This is a genomic window from Arthrobacter sp. P4_F10 (genome assembly GCF_056401435.1).
Map to the genome: position 1 here is coordinate 97,162 of NZ_JBFUJJ010000004.1, position 17,931 is coordinate 115,092.

General features: G+C 67.0%; 14 protein-coding genes. 4 read left to right on the top strand and 10 right to left on the bottom strand.

The genetic code is table 11. The features are described 5' to 3' along the window. Positions 1-8: 8 nt before the first annotated feature. Positions 9-224, top strand: a complete 216-nt coding sequence (locus AC1DR1_RS06540; RefSeq protein ID WP_229994796.1) for a hypothetical protein — start codon at positions 9-11, stop codon at positions 222-224. On the opposite strand, the gene AC1DR1_RS06545 is transcribed toward AC1DR1_RS06540, so the two are convergent. The 3 genes from AC1DR1_RS06545 to AC1DR1_RS06555 all read right to left on the bottom strand — a co-directional run bounded on the left by AC1DR1_RS06545 (position 211) and on the right by AC1DR1_RS06555 (position 6,085). After that, complete coding sequence (locus AC1DR1_RS06545) at positions 211-2,061, bottom strand: ABC transporter ATP-binding protein (RefSeq protein WP_229994797.1); 1,851 nt, start codon at positions 2,059-2,061, stop codon at positions 211-213. The two genes, AC1DR1_RS06540 and AC1DR1_RS06545, sit on opposite strands and share 14 nt — an antisense overlap. Positions 2,062-2,220: 159 nt before the next feature. Next, entirely contained in the window at positions 2,221-3,732 is a 1,512-nt protein-coding gene (guaB, locus tag AC1DR1_RS06550; protein WP_229994798.1) for an IMP dehydrogenase, read from the bottom strand. Positions 3,733-4,009: 277 nt separating this feature from the next. Further along, positions 4,010-6,085, bottom strand: a complete 2,076-nt coding sequence (locus AC1DR1_RS06555) for an acyltransferase family protein (RefSeq protein ID WP_476992402.1) — start codon at positions 6,083-6,085, stop codon at positions 4,010-4,012. A gap of 235 nt (positions 6,086-6,320) precedes the next feature. Here AC1DR1_RS06555 and AC1DR1_RS06560 point away from each other — a divergent pair, with 235 nt between their 5' ends. Next, entirely contained in the window at positions 6,321-7,289 is a 969-nt protein-coding gene (locus tag AC1DR1_RS06560; protein WP_476967846.1) for a DUF389 domain-containing protein, read from the top strand. An 83-nt stretch (positions 7,290-7,372) separates the two neighbouring features. Here the strand turns inward: AC1DR1_RS06560 and AC1DR1_RS06565 are convergent, their stop codons facing one another. From AC1DR1_RS06565 to AC1DR1_RS06580, 4 genes are all read right to left on the bottom strand, one after another. Next, positions 7,373-9,448 carry an acyltransferase family protein gene (locus AC1DR1_RS06565; RefSeq protein WP_476992355.1) on the bottom strand — a complete coding sequence of 692 codons (2,076 nt, stop codon included), beginning with the start codon at positions 9,446-9,448 and terminating at the stop codon, positions 7,373-7,375. A gap of 311 nt (positions 9,449-9,759) precedes the next feature. Next, positions 9,760-11,370, bottom strand: a complete 1,611-nt coding sequence (gene groL / locus AC1DR1_RS06570; RefSeq protein ID WP_476967848.1) for a chaperonin GroEL — start codon at positions 11,368-11,370, stop codon at positions 9,760-9,762. An 81-nt stretch (positions 11,371-11,451) separates the two neighbouring features. Continuing rightward, a complete protein-coding gene (gene groES, locus AC1DR1_RS06575) occupies positions 11,452-11,748 on the bottom strand; it encodes a co-chaperone GroES (RefSeq protein WP_018773735.1) in 297 nt (98 codons plus the stop codon). A 387-nt stretch (positions 11,749-12,135) separates the two neighbouring features. Beyond that, entirely contained in the window at positions 12,136-12,570 is a 435-nt protein-coding gene (locus AC1DR1_RS06580) for a hypothetical protein (protein WP_229994802.1), read from the bottom strand. Between the two features lie 66 nt (positions 12,571-12,636). Here AC1DR1_RS06580 and AC1DR1_RS06585 point away from each other — a divergent pair, with 66 nt between their 5' ends. After that, complete coding sequence (locus tag AC1DR1_RS06585; protein WP_364745619.1) at positions 12,637-13,860, top strand: THUMP-like domain-containing protein; 1,224 nt, start codon at positions 12,637-12,639, stop codon at positions 13,858-13,860. A gap of 62 nt (positions 13,861-13,922) precedes the next feature. Here the strand turns inward: AC1DR1_RS06585 and AC1DR1_RS06590 are convergent, their stop codons facing one another. After that, the gene (locus AC1DR1_RS06590) at positions 13,923-14,756 is read right to left on the bottom strand and encodes a shikimate 5-dehydrogenase (protein ID WP_364745616.1); all 834 of its coding nucleotides are present in this window, start codon (positions 14,754-14,756) and stop codon (positions 13,923-13,925) included. Positions 14,757-15,055: 299 nt separating this feature from the next. Between AC1DR1_RS06590 and AC1DR1_RS06595 the strand changes: the two genes are divergently transcribed. Next, entirely contained in the window at positions 15,056-16,207 is a 1,152-nt protein-coding gene (locus AC1DR1_RS06595; protein ID WP_229994804.1) for a glutamate--cysteine ligase, read from the top strand. Between the two features lie 88 nt (positions 16,208-16,295). Here the strand turns inward: AC1DR1_RS06595 and tsaD are convergent, their stop codons facing one another. Together tsaD and rimI are read right to left on the bottom strand one after the other, a co-directional pair. Next, on the bottom strand, positions 16,296-17,432 hold the full coding sequence (gene tsaD / locus AC1DR1_RS06600; protein ID WP_229994805.1) for a tRNA (adenosine(37)-N6)-threonylcarbamoyltransferase complex transferase subunit TsaD: 1,137 nt from the start codon (positions 17,430-17,432) through the stop codon (positions 16,296-16,298). Further along, complete coding sequence (gene rimI / locus AC1DR1_RS06605) at positions 17,429-17,896, bottom strand: ribosomal protein S18-alanine N-acetyltransferase (protein WP_229994817.1); 468 nt, start codon at positions 17,894-17,896, stop codon at positions 17,429-17,431. The genes tsaD and rimI overlap by 4 nt, the downstream gene beginning before the upstream one ends. Between the last annotated feature and the right edge of the window lie 35 nt (positions 17,897-17,931).

Sequence of the window (17,931 nt, forward strand, 5' to 3'; positions counted from 1 at the left end):
TGTCCGTCATGCTTTGGCACCACGGGCAGCGGTGGATTTTCGACGGGCACATTGCCGGGATCGGCACGGGCTCGGGCCTGCGCGCGGTGGTGGGGCTGTGGGCGCAGTCCCCGTTCGCCGCCGTCCGGCCCGCCGTCGGCTTCGGTTTCAGCAGTGTCCCGCCGCGACCCAGCCTGGCCCGCGTGCGGACCACCATCGAAGGCCCTCCCCTCACTCGCCGCTGACGTTCTCGGTATCCGGGACGGTCAGCTGGGATTCGAACATCCGGAAGTAGCGGCCGCGGAGCGCCACGAGTTCCTTGTGGGTGCCCTGTTCGACGATGCTGCCGTCCTCGAGCATGTAGACCACGTCAGCCTTCTCGATCGTGGCGAGGCGGTGGCTGATGGCGATGATGGTACTGGCGCGGTCAGCGAAGAGCCTCGTGAAGATCCGGTGCTCGGCCAGCGCGTCGATGGCCGACGTCGGCTCGTCCATCACCATGAACGAGGCGTTGCGGTAGAAGTTCCGCGCCATCGCCAGGCGCTGCCACTGCCCGCCGGAAAGGCCGGAACCCTTCCGACCGCGCGGGTCCTCCATCCAGTTGCTGACATGGTTGTCCAGGCCGTTGGGCAGTTTGTTGATGAACTCGAGGGCTTCGGCATCCGCGGCGGAGCGACGGACCCGACCGTCATCGCGGGGCGAATCGACGTCGCCGAAGAAGATGTTTTCCGCCGCGGTGGCGAATTCGTATTTGAGGAACTCCTGGCTGAGCACCGCCAGGTGCCGGTGCCAGGACGTGACGTCGACGGCGGCGAGGTCCACGCCGTCGAGCATCACCTGCCCGGAATCGGGACGGTACAACCCGGCCAGGATGCGGATCAGGGTKGACTTGCCGGCACCGTTCTCCCCGACGATCGCGATGTGCTGGCCCTGCCTGATGGTCAGCGAAATGCCGCGGATCACTTCCAGTTCGCTGCCGGTGTAGGTGAAGCGGATGTCCCGCAGGTCCACCGTTTTCGGCGCCTGCAGCAGGGGCGGGGCGTGGCCGGACTGCACCGGCAGCGCCATGAAGAGCTCGTAGTCCTTGAGGTTCGCCAGGTCCTCGTCGATCGAGCTGAGCGAGGAGACGAGGTTGTTGGCGGTGGACAGGGCGCGGCTGACAATCTGCTGGACATAGAGAAACTGCCCCACCGGCTGGGCGCGGGCGATGATCTGGCCCACCACCCAGATCAGGGAGACGACCTCGGCGCCGTACTGCAGGGCATCGGCCGCGAGCTGTTTGGGAATGTAGCGTTTCTGAAAGTCCAGCCGGCGCTTTTCGTCGGCGTCCCGCAGCCGGGAGCGCAGCCCCATGAGGTAGCCGACGATCCCGTAGAGCCGCATCTCGGCGATGTGCTGCGGGCGCAGGAGGTTGGTTTCAATCATCCTGCGCTGCCTGCGGGAATCGACTTGGGTGTTCCAGTGCGCGATCTGTTCGCGGGAGAGCTTGAACTGCAGGTAGACGCTGGGGACGATCGCGATCAGGACGATCACGGCGATCCACCAGCTGACCAGCAGCAGCGCGCCGATGGCCAGGAGCACGGAGACGAGCTGGGTGAAGATGGCGGCGATCCGGTCCAGGACGCGGGCATAGGAATCGGAGAAGCGCTTGGCGCGGTCGTACAGGTCCACGGTCTCTTTGTCGTCGTAGCGCCAGAAGTCCAGGGTCAGGAAGCGCTCGTACATGAGATCCCCGACTATCGCGCCGACCCGGAAGCTCATGAGCTGTTGGATGTAGCGGTCCACGCTGCTGAACGATCCCCAGAAGAGCCCGAGTGCCGCGGTGATGATGACGTAGACGACGGCCTGGCCGCCGGCGTCGGCGTCGCCCGCGTAGGCGGCGGCCAGCGCCGTGGTGGTCAGGGCGGCAAAGTACGTCGTGACCAGCGGCAGGAGCGCCGAGATCAGCGAGCCGAGGACCTTCATGACGACGGCGGCGGGCGAGGCCCGGAAGCTGACCCGCAGCACCTGCGCCACGGCGCGGGCGTAGGGCTTGAGCGCGAGCTTGCGTTTGGGCGCACGTGCCGGCAGGAGTTCGGACATGCCTCCAGCCTAGTTCCGCGGCCCGGAGCCGGCGTGAGCGGCACCGCCGCTGGAAACGGGCCGCCGTAAGCCGCCCTAAGAAGGGTGAGCCTGCCCCTTAAGGGGGTGAGCCCGCCGAAACTGTGGTTTCGGCGGGCTCACCCGTTCTGGCAGAGGGTCTTAGCGCGACCCGTAGTTCGGGGCTTCGACCGTCATCTGGATGTCGTGCGGGTGCGATTCCTTGAGCCCGGCCGGGGTGATGCGGACGAACTTGCCGCGCGCCTTCAGCTCGGCCACGGTTGGTGCGCCCGTGTAGAACATGGTCTGGCGGAGGCCGCCGACCAGCTGGTACGCCACCGACGACAACGGACCGCGGTACGCGACCCGGCCCTCGATGCCTTCCGGGATGAGCTTGTCGTCGCCGGAGACGTCCGCCTGGAAATAGCGGTCCTTGGAGTAGGAGGTGTTCTTCCCGCGGGTCTGCATGGCCCCAAGGGAGCCCATGCCGCGGTAGCTCTTGAACTGCTTGCCGTTGACGAAAATCAGGTCACCCGGTGATTCGTCGCAACCGGCCAGGAGGGAGCCGAGCATCACGGTGTCGGCGCCGGCGACGAGCGCCTTGCCGATGTCACCGGAGTACTGCAGGCCGCCGTCGGCGATCAGCGGGACGCCGGCCGGGATGGCAGCCTTCGCAGACTCGTAGATGGCCGTGATCTGCGGGACGCCCACACCGGCAACCACGCGGGTGGTGCAGATGGACCCGGGACCGACGCCGACCTTGATGCCGTCGGCACCGGCGTCGATCAGTGCCTGGGCACCTTCGCGGGTGGCTGCCTGGCCGCCGATGATGTCCACGTGCGCCGCAACGGGATCGGACTTGAGCCGGCGGATCATCTCCAGCACACCCTGGGAGTGGCCGTTAGCGGTGTCCACGAAGAGGGCATCCACGCCGGCGTCCACGAGCGTCATGGCGCGTTCCCAGCCGTCGCCGAAGAAGCCGATCGCCGCGCCGACGCGCAGGCGGCCTTCGTCGTCCTTGGTGGCGAGCGGGTACTGCTCGGCCTTGGTGAAGTCCTTGGTGGTGATCAGGCCCTTGAGCCGGCCCTGCTCGTCAACGAGCGGCAGCTTCTCGATCTTGTTCGTGGCCAGCTTGTGCGAGGCTTCCTCGCGGCTGATGCCGACGTGCCCGGTGACGAGCGGCATCTTGGTCATGACGTCGCTGACCAGCCGCAGCGGGAAGTCGGATTCGGGCACGAAGCGGGTGTCGCGGTTCGTGACGATGCCCAGCAGCCTGTTGCCCTCGTCCACCACCGGGAGACCGGAGACGCGGTAGCGTGCGCAGATGTCGTCCAGCTCGGCCAGCGTGGCCTCGGGGCCGATGGTCAGGGGGTTGGTGATCATGCCGGATTCGCTGCGCTTGACCCGGTCCACCTGGTCGGCCTGGTCGGCGATGGAAAGGTTGCGGTGGACGACGCCGAGGCCGCCCTGGCGCGCCATGGCGATGGCCATGCGGGACTCCGTGACGGTGTCCATCGCGGCGGAGAGCAGCGGGGTCTGGACCGTGATGCGCTTGGAGATCCGGGAGGACGTGTCCGCTTCCGAGGGGATCACGTCGGTGTGGCCGGGCAGGAGCAGGACGTCGTCGTACGTCAGGCCGATGAAGCCGAAGGGATTGTGTTCGGGCTGGGTCATGAGTGCGCCTCTTACCTTGGGTTACGGGGTTCACGGGTAGGGGTTGCAACAGATGACCAGCCCGTCATTACGGGTCTGGTCTGTGCAGAAGGTTGTGCAGCAGGTTGTGCAGAAGTCCTGAATAAATAGTAGAACCTTGGCGGCGATAGCCATATTCCGGGGCAGTAATGTGCGGCTCAATGTGAGCCGTCCCATGCCCGCACGTCTCCCCGACCGCCCAAACCGGCCCTGCGGCCGCCCCAGCCGGGATCGGCCGCCCCCGCCGGGATCGGCCGGCCTATTTCCAGCCGGTGGCGGCGAGCAGCCGCTTTTCGAACATGGGGATCATGGTCTGGACGTAGGTCTTGGTCAGGTGGTTGTCGTCCTTGTAGACGTACACGTTGCCCACCACAGCGGGGCAGGTTCCGTTGGCGCAGATGAAATCGCTCATGTCCATCAGGTGCAGCCTGGGCACCTGGCCGCGGTAGGCGTCAAGCGGCGAGGACCCCGCGAGCGATTCCTGCTCCGGCACGTTGCATTCCGCCGCGTCCTCGCCGTTCTTCTGGACGCACTCGGGCATGTTGATGTTAAAGCGGGGGTTGTCGCGGATGCCCACCACGTCCATGCCGGCGTCGGTGAAGGGTTTGATGCCCTCCAGGTACTGGGGCACTTCGGTCTCGAACGGTGCTTCCTTGTGGGTCAGGGACGCAACCGTGAAAACGGCGTCGGGGTGGTGGTCCAGTACGTACTGCGCGCTGGCCCTGTTGAAGGCGTTGCAGTCCGCGTCCCGCTCCGGGGATTCCCCGCCGAAGCGGCAGTTGCCCTTCAGGAGGGTGACCACTTCCCAGCCGTGGCTCTTCGCAATGGGGCCCAGCGCCGCCATGTACTGCTGGGCATGCGAGTCACCGAGCACCACGATCCGTTTGGTGACCTTCTCCGGCTTGTTGTTCTGCAGGCAGCCCTGCAGCAAGGGGTCGCTGGGGACGTTTCCGTCCGTGCACAGCCCGTCAATGTCGGCCCACTCGTTCTTCATCGCTGCCGGTGCGGGGATGATTCTCGCCTCCGGCGTGGGTTTGCCGGCGTTTTCCGGTGCCAGGGCGGCCGCGCCGGGGGTCAGCTCCTTGGGCTGGGATGCCGCCTCGGCCTCGTCGGCGACGAGCTGGCTCTGCCAGACGGCGACGGGACCGGCCAGCAGCGCACCACAGGCGGCAATCACGACGGCGGTACGCCAGGCGCGGCGCTTGGGCCAGTGCCATTCGCGCAGCGGCTTCTCGACGAAGCGGGTGGTGAGCACGGCCAGAACGACGGACGCGGCAACGATGCACAGCCCCTGGAACAGGTTCGGCGCCGTGATGCCCGCCCCGGCGAGGGCCAGGACCAGCAGCGGCCAGTGCCAGAGGTAGAGCGCGTAGGAGTTGTCTCCCAGCGCCACCAGGGGTTTCCAGGTCAGGAAGCGGTCGACGCCGAAGCGGCTGCCGCTTTGGCCGGCGGTGATGATCGCGGCGGCGGCCAGCGTGGGCCACAGCGCGATGAATCCGGGGAAGGAACGGTCCACGGTCAGCAGCAGCCCGCAGGAGAGCATGGCCACCAGGCCGGCCCAGCCCAGTACGATGCGCAGGATCTTGCCCGGCTTCATGTACGGCAGGGCGAGGGCCAGGAGCGAGCCGAGGGCGAACTCCCAGAGCCGGGCGCCGGTATCGAAGTACGCGTGGGCCTGGTTCGTTGCGGTCTGTTGAACCGAGTACGCGAGGGACACGGCGAAGATGGCGCCGAAGGCCGCTGCCAGCAGGGACCGGTAGTGCAGCAGCACGTGGTCCTGGCCGTTCCGGCGGCTGTACACGCGCCGGAGCAGGCGGGAAAGAAGTGCCGTGCCGGCAAAGACGAGAGGCCAGAGCACGAACACCTGGCCCTGGATCGAGAGTGACCAGAAGTGCTGGAGCGGGCTCGCGCCCGAATGGTCCTGGGCGTAGTAGTCCACGGCGCTGTCCGCCAGAAGCCAGTTCTGCCGGTACAACAGGGAGGCCCAGGCCTGCTCAAGGACCTCGGGCCAGCGGCTTTGCGGCAGGATGGCCCAGGTGCCGGCGAGGACGCCGAGAACCACGACGACGACGGCGGGCAGCAGGCGCTTGAGCAGATGCATCCAGTGGCTCAGCAGCCGGAGCGGCGCGCCGCTTTCGACCTTCCGCGTGAAGCTGAGCGTCATCAGGAATGCCGAAATCAGAAGGAAGATGTCTACGCCGCCGGAGACCCGTCCCAGCCACACATGGTAGGTGACCACCATGAGGACCGCGAGGGCGCGAAGGCCCTGGACTTCGGGGCGGTAGCTTGTTTTTCGGCTCGACGGAGAACCTGCGTCTGCCCTTGGCGGGGTCACGATGGTTCGCTCGCTCGACACAAATAACCCTTCCGGCCAGTTTCCAAAACATCAATGTTACCGAAACGTGATTTTCTTGGCCAATCGCCGGCGCCCGCGGGAAGCCTTCCCGCGGCCCTGGCGGCAGCCTTCCCGCGCCCGGCGGACGGCGCACCCGCGGAGCCGGCCGGCGGCGCCGGCCCCGGCGCGGTCGTGGCGCGGAAGCTAGGCTGGACGAGTCTGAGGAGGCCGCTAAGTGATCGTGCAGCTGCGCATTTGTGTCCCGGGTGAGTTGTCCGGAGTTGTTGTCGAAAGTTGTACAAGTCACGTCGGCGTCTCGGAAGTCGCGCTGGCCAAGGGTGCTTCGGTCATGCCGCCCGGGGACGTTATCGAGGTCCTGCTGGCGCGCGAATCCGTGGAGGGGCTCGTGGAGAAGCTCCACGTCCTCGATGTCCAGCAGCGGGGATCAATTTCGGTCACCGAGCCGGACCTGGTGCTCTCGGACCGGTCCGACAAGGCGGAGGCGGAGGCACCGGGTGAGGGCGCGGACGCCGTGATCTGGGACGAGGTGTCGCGGCAGACCGGCGAAGATTCGCGCCTGACGTGGACGTTTCTGACCTTCCTGGTCCTGGCGACCCAGCTGGCGGCCATCGGCATCGTGACGGACTCCACCATTGCGATCGTCGGTGCCATGGCCGTGGGCCCGGAGTTCGGCCCGCTGGCTGCGCTGGCCGTGGCCCTGGTCCGGCGCCAGCGCCGGCTCGGACGCGACGCGGCGCTGGCCCTCGGCGTCGGCTTTCCCGTCGCGATGCTGGCTGCCGCCCTGGCCGCATGGCTGTCCGTGCCGCTCGGGCTGTTTCCGCGTGACGCGCTGGACCGCGGTTCAGCGGTTGAATTCATTTACCACCCGGGCCCGTATTCCCTGATCGTCGCCGTGCTGGCCGGCATAGCCGGGATGCTGTCGGTCATCAGCCGGCGTTCAGCGGCGCTGGTCGGGGTGTTCATCTCGGTCACCACGGTGCCGGCGGCGGGGTTCGTGGCTGTGGCACTGGTCCTGGGCGAGTACCAGAAGGCGGCCGGCTCCGCCCTGCAGCTGTTCCTGAACCTGCTGGGAATCGTGGTGGCCGCCGTCGGGGTTCTCATCTTCTACCGGCTGGTGACCAAGCGGCTGCCCCCGGACGCCGCAATCCGGCTGCGGCGCCGGGCGGACCGTTCACGGCGCTGACGGCCCGGCGCTGGCGGCCGGCCGCGTGCCGGCAGTCAGTCAGCCCGTCAGTCAGTCAGCCGTCCCAAAGGACCGTACGGTCGTTACCCGGCGTTCCAGCCGGTAGCTGCCATGAACTTGGTCTCAAAGTACGGAGTGAGGCTCTCCATGTAGGTCCGGGTGACGTGGTTGTCATCCTTGTAGACCATCACATTGCCGATCACGGCCGGGCAGAGTTTGTCCGGGCAGAAGAACCGGCTGAAGTCCAGAAACTTGGTGGCCGGCAGCTGCCCGGCCACGGCTGCATCGGGCGACGCGGCCTGATAGTTTTCCGCGGTCGTCGTTCCGCAGGCGGCGTAGTTGTCAGGGTTGCTCTCGAGGCAGGCAGGAACGGCCTCGTGCAAGCGGGGGGTGTCCCGCAGCGCCACCACGGGGATGCCGGCGTCGTTGATGGATTTGATCGGCGGAACCCAGCCCGGGTCCATGAATTCGGTGTTGCTCGGGTCGGGGTCAGTCCGGGTGCTTGTTGTCACCACGACATCCGGCTTCATCTCGAGCACCTTCTTGAGGGTGTCCTTGTTGAAGTCCAGGCAGCCCTCCGAGAGCTCCGCGGCTTGGTGGTCCGTCACGGGGCAGTACCCCTTGGTGATGGCCTCCACCCTCCAGCCGTACTTATCGGCCATGGTGAGGATCGGGGTCGCCCAGACGTGGGCATGCGAGTTGCCAATGATCAGCACGGTCTTGGTGGGATTCTGCTTGCCGTTGTTGCAGACGTTGGTGAGTTCCTTCTCGTCCGCTTTACAGCCGCCCGCGTACTCGGGCCATTCCTCCGCTGCCGTGGCGAGGGTGGGAAGGAGCGGGGCAGACTTGTCAGCCCCGTCGACGTAGGCGGGGTCCAACGACCGGGCACCCGGATTATTGGCCCAGGCCTGGCTCGCCGCGGCTGCCGTGGCGATGTTGAGCTGAAGCTGCCAGCCGGCCAGCGGCACGACGGCAGTGACCACAGCCGCGGCGATGGCAATGAATGCGCGGCGCCGCCGCACCTCCGGCCACTTCCATTCCCGCCAGGGTTTCTCCACAAAGCGGGTGGTGAGAAAGGCGAGCACCAGCGACACGGTGACGATGACGGCGCCGGTGATCGGCCCCGCACGGTCCCGGTGCGTCGCGGCGAGGGAGATGACCAGGACCGGCCAGTGCCACAGGTACAGGGCGTACGAGATGTCGCCCAGCCGGACCAATGGCTTCGAACTGAGGATCCGGTCGACGCCCAGCTTGCTGCCGGACTGCCCGGCGGCGATGACGCAGGCCGCCGCCAGGGTGGGCCAGAGGGCCACGAACCCGGGGAAGGACGCCTGGACATTGAGCAGGAGGCCGCAGCTGAGCATGGCCACAATGCCCAGCCAGCCAAGGGCCAGGCGCCAGCCCCGGGGAAGCCGCAGGCCGGGAAGGGCCAGGGCCACCAGGGTGCCGAGCGCGAACTCCCACAGCCGTGCCCAGGTATCGAAGTACGCCACCGTCTGGGACGTCTGGGTGAAAACGATTGAGTAGACGAGCGAAACAACGAAGATCAGGGCGAATATGTAGCACAGCAGCACGCGGTAGCGGAGCCTGAAGTGCTTGGCGAGGATTGCCGCTCCCGCGAAGATGAGCGGCCACAGGATAAAGACCTGCCCCTGGATCGAGAGGGACCAGAAGTGCTGGAAGGGGCTGGCCTGGCTGTGGTCCGAGGCGTAGTAGTTCGTGGCTTCGGATTGCAGGAGCCAGTTCTCGGCGTAGAACAGGGAGGCCCAGCCCTGGTTGATGACTTCCAGCCAGCGGGTCCGGGGCAGGAACAGAATACTTGCGGCGAGTACGGCCACAATGACGGTGACGGCAGCCGGAATCAGGCGCCGGAAAAGGTGCAGCCAATGCTTGAGCAAAGCCATGGGCCGGCCCTGCTCGTAGCGGCCGACGAACTGCAGCGTCATGAGGAAGGCCGAGATCAGCAAGAACACGTCCACGCCGCCGGAGACCCGGCCCAGCCAGATGTGGTAGCTCATGACCATCAGCACGGCCAGGGACCGGAGTCCTTGGATTTCTGGCCTGAATGTGGATTTTCGGCCGGCCTTGGGTGCGGCGGGGCTGGCCCTGTGCGCGGCACTATTGCGGGCAGGCAGGGGCGAGGTTCTTTGCTGTGTCATAGAACAACCCCTCAACCAGATAACCAAAGCGTCCATGTTACCAAAACGTAATTTTGATGGCCAATCGTCGCAGCACCACCGATCTCCATTGAGGCACGCCAGGGTGTGAGTTTCCAGTGAATTCTCGGCGCCGGTGCGGCGCCTGCCTGGTCAAGGCGCCGGAATCCGGGCAATTTGCCGCCAGAATCCCGGCAGAACCGCGGCGGGTATGCAGCAGACGTGCGTCCGGCGGCGGTAGGGCGGCGGGAGAAAAGGGCAGAAAAAAAGGACGGCCCGGCAAGATGCCGGGCCGTCCCCTTTGCGGGCAGAACCTAGTGCCTGTGGCCTGCGTGCTCGTCTTCGTCAGCCGGCTTCTCCACCACGAGGGTTTCCGTGGTGAGGACCAGCGCCGCGATGGAGGCCGCGTTGCGCAGAGCCGCACGCGTCACCTTCACGGGGTCGATGACGCCGGCGGCGATCAGGTCTTCGTATTCGCCGGACTTGGCGTTGAAGCCCTGGTTTACGGCGGATTCGGCCACCTTGGCAGCCACGACATAGCCGTCGAAGCCGGCGTTCTGGGCGATCCAGCGCAGCGGCTGGACCAGGGCGCGGCGGACGATGCCGACGGCCGCAGCCGCGTCACCTTCGAGGGCCTGGACGGCAGCGTCCTCGTCGAGCGCCTTCAGCGCGTGGATGAGGGCGGAACCGCCGCCGGCCACGATGCCTTCTTCGAGGGCAGCGCGGGTCGAGGACACGGCGTCCTCGATGCGGTGCTTCTTTTCCTTCAGCTCAACCTCGGTGGCAGCGCCGACCTTGATGACACCGATGCCGCCGGCCAGCTTGGCCAGGCGTTCCTGCAGCTTTTCCTTGTCCCAGTCCGAATCGGTGCGGGTCAGCTCGGCGCGCAGCTGGGCAACACGGGCGGCGACGTCCTCGGCCGAACCGGCGCCGTCGACGATTGTGGTGTTGTCCTTGGTGATCGTGATGCGGCGTGCGGTGCCCAGCACCTCGAGGCCAACGGTGTCCAGGCTCAGGCCCAGCTCCGGGGAGACAACCTGCGCACCGGTGAGGGTCGCGATGTCCTGGAGCATGGCCTTGCGGCGGTCACCGAAGCCCGGCGCCTTGACGGCGACGACGTTCAGCGTCCCGCGGATGCGGTTGACGATGAGCGTGGACAGGGCCTCGCCCTCGACGTCTTCGGCAATGATGAAGAGCGGCTTGGAGCTCTGCAGCGCCTTTTCCAGCAGGGGCAGGAAGTCCTGCACCGAGGAGATCTTGCCCTGGTTGATCAGGATCAGGGCGTCCTCGAGGACGGCCTCCTGGCGTTCCGCGTCGGTGACGAAGTACGGGGACAGGTAGCCCTTGTCGAACTGCATGCCCTCGGTGAGGACCAGCTCGGTCTGCGTGGTGGAGGATTCCTCGATGGTGATCACACCATCCTTGCCGACCTTGCCGAACGCCTCGGCCAGCAGCTCGCCGACCTCGTCGCTCTGGGCGGAGATTGCGGCAACGTTGGCAACCTGCGTGCCCTCAACCGGGCGCGCGTTCTCCAGCAGCCGGGCGGCGACGGCCTCGACCGAAACCTCGATGCCGCGCTTGATCTCGCCCGGTGCGGCGCCTGCCGCTACGTTGCGCAGGCCTTCCTTGACCAGGGCCTGGGCCAGGACGGTGGCGGTGGTGGTGCCGTCACCGGCAACATCGTTGGTCTTGGTGGCGACCTCCTTGGCAAGCTGCGCGCCAAGGTTCTCGTAGGGGTCATCCAGCTCGATTTCACGGGCGATGGTCACGCCATCGTTGGTGATCGTGGGGGCGCCCCACTTTTTGTCCAGTACGACGTTGCGGCCGCGCGGGCCCAGCGTGACCTTGACGGTGTTGGCGAGCTTATCGATGCCGGCTTCAAGCGACCGGCGGGCAGCGTCGTTAAACGCAAGCTGCTTTGCCATGGTTTTGTCCTTTCAAGACAGAACCCCGCGCAACTGATCCATTCAATGCGAAAGGATCGGCTGCGCGGGGGTCCAAGAGAGTTACTTTACGACGATCGCCAGAACGTCGCGGGCGGAGAGCACGAGGTACTCGGTGCCGCCGGTCTTGACTTCGGTTCCACCGTACTTGGAGTAGATGACGACGTCGCCAACGGCAACGTCAATGGGAACGCGGTTGCCGTTGTCATCAAAGCGGCCGGGGCCTACTGCAACAACTTCGCCTTCCTGCGGCTTCTCCTGTGCGGAGTCCGGGATAACCAGGCCGGAAGCCGTGGTCTGCTCGGCTTCGAGCGGGCGGACAACAATACGATCCTCAAGAGGCTTAATAGAGACCGACACTCGGACCTCTCCTTTTCGTCAGCAAATTCGTGGACTATGAAGCGGTGATGCCCAGGCGCGCAGACCGTCGTCGCGGTGCCGGCAGCGTGCCTGGCGGAACGCGCTTCATGTGTTAGCACCCTCCTAGGGAGAGTGCTAATGACGACTCTATGTAAATGGTTAGCACTCGGTCAAGGCGAGTGCCAGAAATTCGTTCCGGGTGAACATTTCCACGGCGGGACATGCCCAATTTTCGCGGCGTCCGGTGGGCACTTGGGGATCATGCTCTCTGCCCGGGCTGAGCGCTGGACATGCCCCACGGGTGCGGGCTGCCCGGGAGGACATGCCCACTCCTGATGCCGGGTGCTGGGCATGTCCCATGGACGATCGGGCCTTGCGGGCCCGCGCCTACTGGCCTGCGAGGTCTTCGAAGTCCACGTCCTCGCCGTCGTCTTCGTCCACGTCCTGGCCCTCGTCGTTGCGGTGTCGGTACATCAGCACGGCGCCGGCGGCGGCCAGCAGGATGCCTGCGATGAGGAAGATGATGCCGCCGAGCCGGGCAGCGGCGTAGGTGTCGCGGATGGCCCGGGCCTCGTCCGTGGCGTCCTGGACGTTCTTGCCACCGACGGAATACACGGTGGCGTTGAAGGAGTCGAGGAAGAAAATGATCACCAAAAGGGCAATGCACACGACGGCGATCACGGCGCCGGCGATCAGCGCCGGCCGGGCGTAGCTTGCGAGACCCTGCGGGCGCCGGCGCCCCTGCCCGGAGTAGTCGTTCCCGGCTGTGTCTTGCCCGGCTGTGTCCTCTGCGATGCTGTCGCCTGTCCCGCTGTCTTCCATGCCGTCAAGCCTAGCCCCCGCGGTCCGGTCACAGCGTGCCCGCGGAGCTCAACTACGCTGGATGGCATGACTGACGCACCGCAGGAACATATTGCCCCGATCCTCACGCCCGAGGGCTGGGAGCTGCTGGCGTCGCTGGGCCCGTACCGTGAGGACGAGGCCTTCCGCCTCACCGCGGCGTTGCGCAAGGCCGGCCACTCCCCCGAAATGGTCTCGGCGGTCCTCACGCAGTCCCGGCTGCGGACCAAGGCCGAGGCCAAGTTCGGGGAGTTCGCGCGGCAGATGATCTTTACCAAAGCCGGCCTGGAGCAGGCCACCCGGCTCACGGTGGCGGCGCGGCACGCGCAGCGGTTCGCGGAGGCCGGGATCGGCCACGTCGCGGATCTCGGCTGCGGGCTCGGAGCGGATGCGATGGCCCTGGCGTCCCTGGACCTGATGGTCACCGCAGTGGAAATGGACGAGGCCACGGCCGCCTGCGCCACGATGAACCTGATCCCGTTCCGCAATGCCACCGTGGTCCATGCGGATGCCACCTTGGTGTCGCTCGAGGGGGTCGACGGCGTCTGGCTGGACCCGGCCCGGCGCACCACGTCCACGTCGGGCACCAAACGGATCTGGGATCCGGAGGATTTCTCCCCTCCCCTGTCCTTCGTGGCGTCGCTGGCCGGCTCCGGCCGCGCCGTCGGAGTGAAGATGGGGCCGGGCATGCCGCACGATTCCGTGCCCGCGGATTGCGAGGCCCAGTGGGTCTCCGTCGGCGGGGACGTGACCGAGGTGGCCCTGTGGTTCAACGCGGTGCGGCGTCCCGGCGTGCGGCGCGCAGCCCTCCTGCTCGGCCCGCAGGGTGCGGCCGAACTCACCAGCGGCGAGGACTTCGACGGCGGCCCGGTGGCGCCCGTGGGACCCGTGGAGGGCTATCTGTACGAGCCCGATGGAGCGGTGATCCGCGCCGGGCTGGTGGCCGACGTCGCCCTCCAGCTGGGCGGGCACCTCGTGGACGAGCACATCGCCTACATCTGTGCCCCGGACCTGCGGGACACCCCGTTCGCCAAGGCCTACAAGGTCCTCGACGTGATGCCGTTCAACGTCAAAGCGCTCAAGTCATGGGTCAAGGACGAAGGGATCGGCGTCCTGGATATCAAGAAGCGCGGCACGGCCGTCACACCGGAAGAACTGCGCAAGCAACTCCTGGCCGGCGGAAGCGCAAAGCACAAGGGCAAGAAATCAGCCACCCTGGTCCTCACCAGGATCGGCGAGGACCGGGTGGCCATCTCGGTGGAGCCCGTCTAGGCACCGCCCGAGCAGGATCCCGGGGCTAAGCGGCCGGGCCGCCGGCCTATTGCACTATTGGGCTACTGGGCCCGCATGAACTCCTCGGCGGACCTGATCTGTTCGTCCGTGGGCCGGATCCCGGTGTAGAGCACAAACTGCTCCAGCGCCTGGATCGTGGCTACCTCGGCTCCCGTGATCACGGTCTTGCCGGCCGCGCGGGCGGCCTTGATGAGAGGCGTCTCGGCCGGGAGGGCGACGACGTCGAACACCACCTTCGCGGCGTCGATGGCCTCCTGCGGGAAGGACAGCGCCGCCGCGTCCGGTCCGCCGGCCATGCCGACCGGTGTGACGTTGATGAGCAGGTCGGCCGTGCCGGTGCCGGACTCCCTGGAGCCCAGTTCCGCGCTCCAGGTGAAGCCGTACTGTTCGGCCAGGGCGCGGCCGGAGTCTTCGTTGCGGGCCACGACGGTCACGTCTTTGAAGCCGGCATCCCGCAGCGCGGCCACAGTGGCTTTGGCCATGCCGCCGGAGCCCAGGACCAGCACCGAGTAGTCCGTGGGGACGGCGTTGCTGTGCAGGAGCTGCTCGATGGCCGTGTAGTCGGTGTTGTAGGCCGTGAGCCGGCCGCCGTCGTTGACGATGGTGTTGACCGAATCGATGGCCTTCGCCGACGGGTCCATGACGTCAACGAGGGCGATCACGTCCTCCTTGTAGGGCATGGACACCGCGCAGCCCCGGATGCCGAGACCGCGCACGCCGGCGATTGCCTGGGCGAGATCGGTGGGGGCGAAGGCCTTATAGATCCAGTTCAGGCCCAGCTGTTCGTACAAGTGGTTGTGGAAGCGCGTCCCGTTGTTGCTGGGCCGGGCCGAGAGCGAGATACACAGGGTCATGTCTTTGTTCAGAATGGGCACAGCTCCATTAAACGCCAGGACGGGTCCGGTCACCCCCCGGCCGCCGGCCCCATGTCGTAACATGAACCGTCGCTGACCAGCCACTTTGTGAATACACTCACGCACCAGCGGTAACTATGACACGCGTCGCGGCGGCGCCCCTGCACTAGACTTGGACCACCCGTAGCCCTGTCAGCCGCCCGCCCGGCGCCTTGATGGGAAATGTCACGTGCCACCGCCGGTGGCACGTCCGAGGGTGTTTGCCAGCGCATTTCCCACCAGGACCGCGGCCAGTGACAGCAAAACAGTGAAGGGACCACATGAAGATCGAGTTCGCTTCATCCAGGCAGTCGACTCTTGGCGTGGAATGGGAGCTGGCGCTCGTCGACGCCGAAACCGGTGAGCTGGCCTCCGTGGCGAACCAGGTGCTCCGCGGAGTCGCTGCCCGGCATCCCGAACTCAATGAGGACGACGAGCACCCGCACATCAAGCAGGAACTGCTGCTCAACACCGTGGAGCTCGTCACGGGCATCTGCACCACCGTCGCGGAAGCCAAAGCGGACCTGAGCAGCTCGCTCGCGGCCGTCCGGGACGTTACCGATCCCATGGGCGTGGAGATCTTTTGTGCCGGAAGCCATCCCTTCAGCCCGCCACAGCTCCAGCCCGTCACGGACAAGGAACGCTACGCCAAGCTCATTGACCGGACCCAGTGGTGGGGCCGGCAGATGGTCATTTACGGCGTCCACGTGCACGTCGGACTGGACAGCCGGGACAAGGTCCTTCCGGTTCTGGACGGCCTGGTCAATTACTTCCCGCACTTCCAGGCGCTCTCCGCGTCCAGCCCGTTTTGGGGCGGCGAGGACACCGGCTACGCCTCGCACCGCGCCCTCATGTTCCAGCAGCTGCCCACCGCCGGGCTGCCGTTCCAGTTCGCCAGCTGGGAGGACTACGAGTCCTACGTGCAGGACATGTTCACCACCGGTGTGATCGACACCCTCTCCGAGATCCGGTGGGACATCCGCCCCGTTCCGGCCCTCGGCACCATCGAGATGCGCATTTGCGACGGCCTGGCGACCCTCGAGGACGTCGGGGCGATCGCGGCATTGACGCAGTGCCTGGTCGACGAATTTTCCACCACGCTGGAGAACGGCGGCACCATTCCCACCATGCCGCCGTGGCACGTCCAGGAAAACAAGTGGCGCGCGGCCCGGTACGGCCTGGACGCAATCATCATCCTCGACGCCGAAGGCAACGAGCAGCTCGTCACCGAGCACCTGCGCGAGACACTCAAGCGGCTTGAGCCCGTGGCGGCGAAGCTCGGCTGCAGCGCCGAACTGGCCGACGTCGAGAAGATCATCGAGCGCGGCGCCGGCTACGAGCGCCAACGCCGGGTCGCCGCCGAGCACGGCGGGGACCTGCGCGCGGTCGTCCTGGATCTGGTCAAGCAGATGCGGCAGGGGCCGGACGCCTAGCTCCGGACTGTTACAGCCTCCACGGAGGCGGACTCAGATTCGCCCGGACCAGGCTTTAGGCCGGACCCGGCTTTAGGCGGTCGAGGCCTCAGGCGGAGACTGTGGTGACCGGCATCGAGGAGTCCGGGGCAAAACCGATTCCGCTCGGTTCCACTCCGGCCATGACCAGTTGGGCCCCGAGGGCCGCCACCATCGCGCCGTTGTCGGTGCACAGCGGCAGCGGCGGCACCGTCAGCCGGATCCCGGCGGCACTGCAGCGTTGCTCGGTGAGCTGGCGCAGCCGCGAGTTGGCGGCGACGCCTCCACCCAGAAGGACCTCCGTGATCCCGTTTTCGCGGCAGGCGAGCACCGCTTTGGAGGTAATGACGTCCACCACGGCTTCCTGGAAGGCCGCGGCGATGTCCGCCACGGGGACCTCCTCGCCGCTGGCCTCGAACTGTTCAACGCAGCGGGCGACGGCGGTCTTGAGCCCGCTGAAGGACCAGTCGTAGCGGTGCGGCCCGGGCGCCTCGGCGGTCCCCATGTACTTGGGCTGGGTGAGGCCGCGCGGGAACCGGATGGCCTTGGCGTTGCCGGTGCGCGCGAGTTTGTCGATCGCCGGACCGCCCGGGTAGCCCAGGCCCAGGAGCCGCGCCACCTTGTCATACGCTTCGCCGGCTGCGTCGTCGATCGTGGAGCCCAGCAGCTCGACGTCGTCCGTAATGCTCCGGATCCGCAGGATCTCGGTGTGGCCGCCGGACACCAGCAGCGCGCCCATGTTCTCCGGCAGGGCGTGCGGCGGGGTTTGCGGCGACGGCGCGCCGGACGGCGTCGCGTTGCCGGACAGCGTCATTGTGCCGGCGCGCTGTTGCAGGAGTCCGACGCCGACATGCGCGACCAGGTGGTTGATGGCGTAGAGGGGTTTTCCGGTGGCGACGGCGAGCGCCTTGGCCGCGCACACCCCCACCATGAGGGCCCCCGCCAGGCCCGGCCCGGAGGTGACGGCGATCGCGTCGATGTCCGCGAGCGTTACGTCCGCCTCGGCGAGGGCCTCCTCGAGGGTGGGGACGAACGCGTCGAGGTGGGCCCGGGAGGCGATCTCGGGAATCACCCCGCCGAAGCGGACGTGTTCGTCCATGGAGGACGAGACGGTGTTCGTCAGCAGAGCGGTCCCCCGGACGATGCCGACGCCGGTTTCGTCACAGGAGGACTCGATGCCGAGCACGAGCGGCTGGGTGCGGTTCATGGTCGGCCTGCTTCCTCTGGCTGGGGGCTAAGTGGTTCGCGGGGCAGCTGGAGCCGCATGATCAGGGCGTCGACGCCGTCGCGGTAATAGCGGGGCCGGACGTGGATCTGTTCGAAGCCGAAGCGTCGGTAGAGCTCCTGGGCGCGGGGGTTGTCCGCCCTGACCTCCAGCAGCACGTCCTGGGCGCGGCGGCGTCGGCTCTCCACGATCAGCTCGGTGAGCAGGGCAGAGCCGATGCCCTTTCCTTCCTGCTCGGGCACCACGGCGATGGTCTGGACGTCCGAGATCGGTTCGATGCACATGAGTCCGGCGTAGCCCACGATCCCTCCGTGGACCTCCGCCACGAGGTAGCGGCGGGTGTCCGTCTGCGCCAGCTCGTCGTGGAACATCTGCAGCGGCCAGGCATCCACGGGAAAGAGCCGGCGTTCCAGCGCGTGGACGGCGGGGATGTCCGCGGCGTCCATGTCCCGCAGGGTAACCCCGCCGGGCAGCCTGCGCG

Bases quoted from the DNA above. Each gene is read 5' to 3' on its own strand.
- guaB (WP_229994798.1), bottom strand. From the start codon at position 3,732: ATGACCCAGCCCGAACACAATCCCTTCGGCTTCATCGGCCTGACGTAC.
- AC1DR1_RS06540 (WP_229994796.1), top strand. From the start codon at position 9: ATGCTTTGGCACCACGGGCAGCGGTGGATTTTCGACGGGCACATTGCC.
- tsaD (WP_229994805.1), bottom strand. From the start codon at position 17,432: ATGAACCGCACCCAGCCGCTCGTGCTCGGCATCGAGTCCTCCTGTGAC.
- AC1DR1_RS06580 (WP_229994802.1), bottom strand. From the start codon at position 12,570: ATGGAAGACAGCGGGACAGGCGACAGCATCGCAGAGGACACAGCCGGG.
- AC1DR1_RS06595 (WP_229994804.1), top strand. From the start codon at position 15,056: ATGAAGATCGAGTTCGCTTCATCCAGGCAGTCGACTCTTGGCGTGGAA.
- rimI (WP_229994817.1), bottom strand. From the start codon at position 17,896: ATGGACGCCGCGGACATCCCCGCCGTCCACGCGCTGGAACGCCGGCTC.
- AC1DR1_RS06565 (WP_476992355.1), bottom strand. From the start codon at position 9,448: ATGACACAGCAAAGAACCTCGCCCCTGCCTGCCCGCAATAGTGCCGCG.
- groL (WP_476967848.1), bottom strand. From the start codon at position 11,370: ATGGCAAAGCAGCTTGCGTTTAACGACGCTGCCCGCCGGTCGCTTGAA.
- AC1DR1_RS06585 (WP_364745619.1), top strand. From the start codon at position 12,637: ATGACTGACGCACCGCAGGAACATATTGCCCCGATCCTCACGCCCGAG.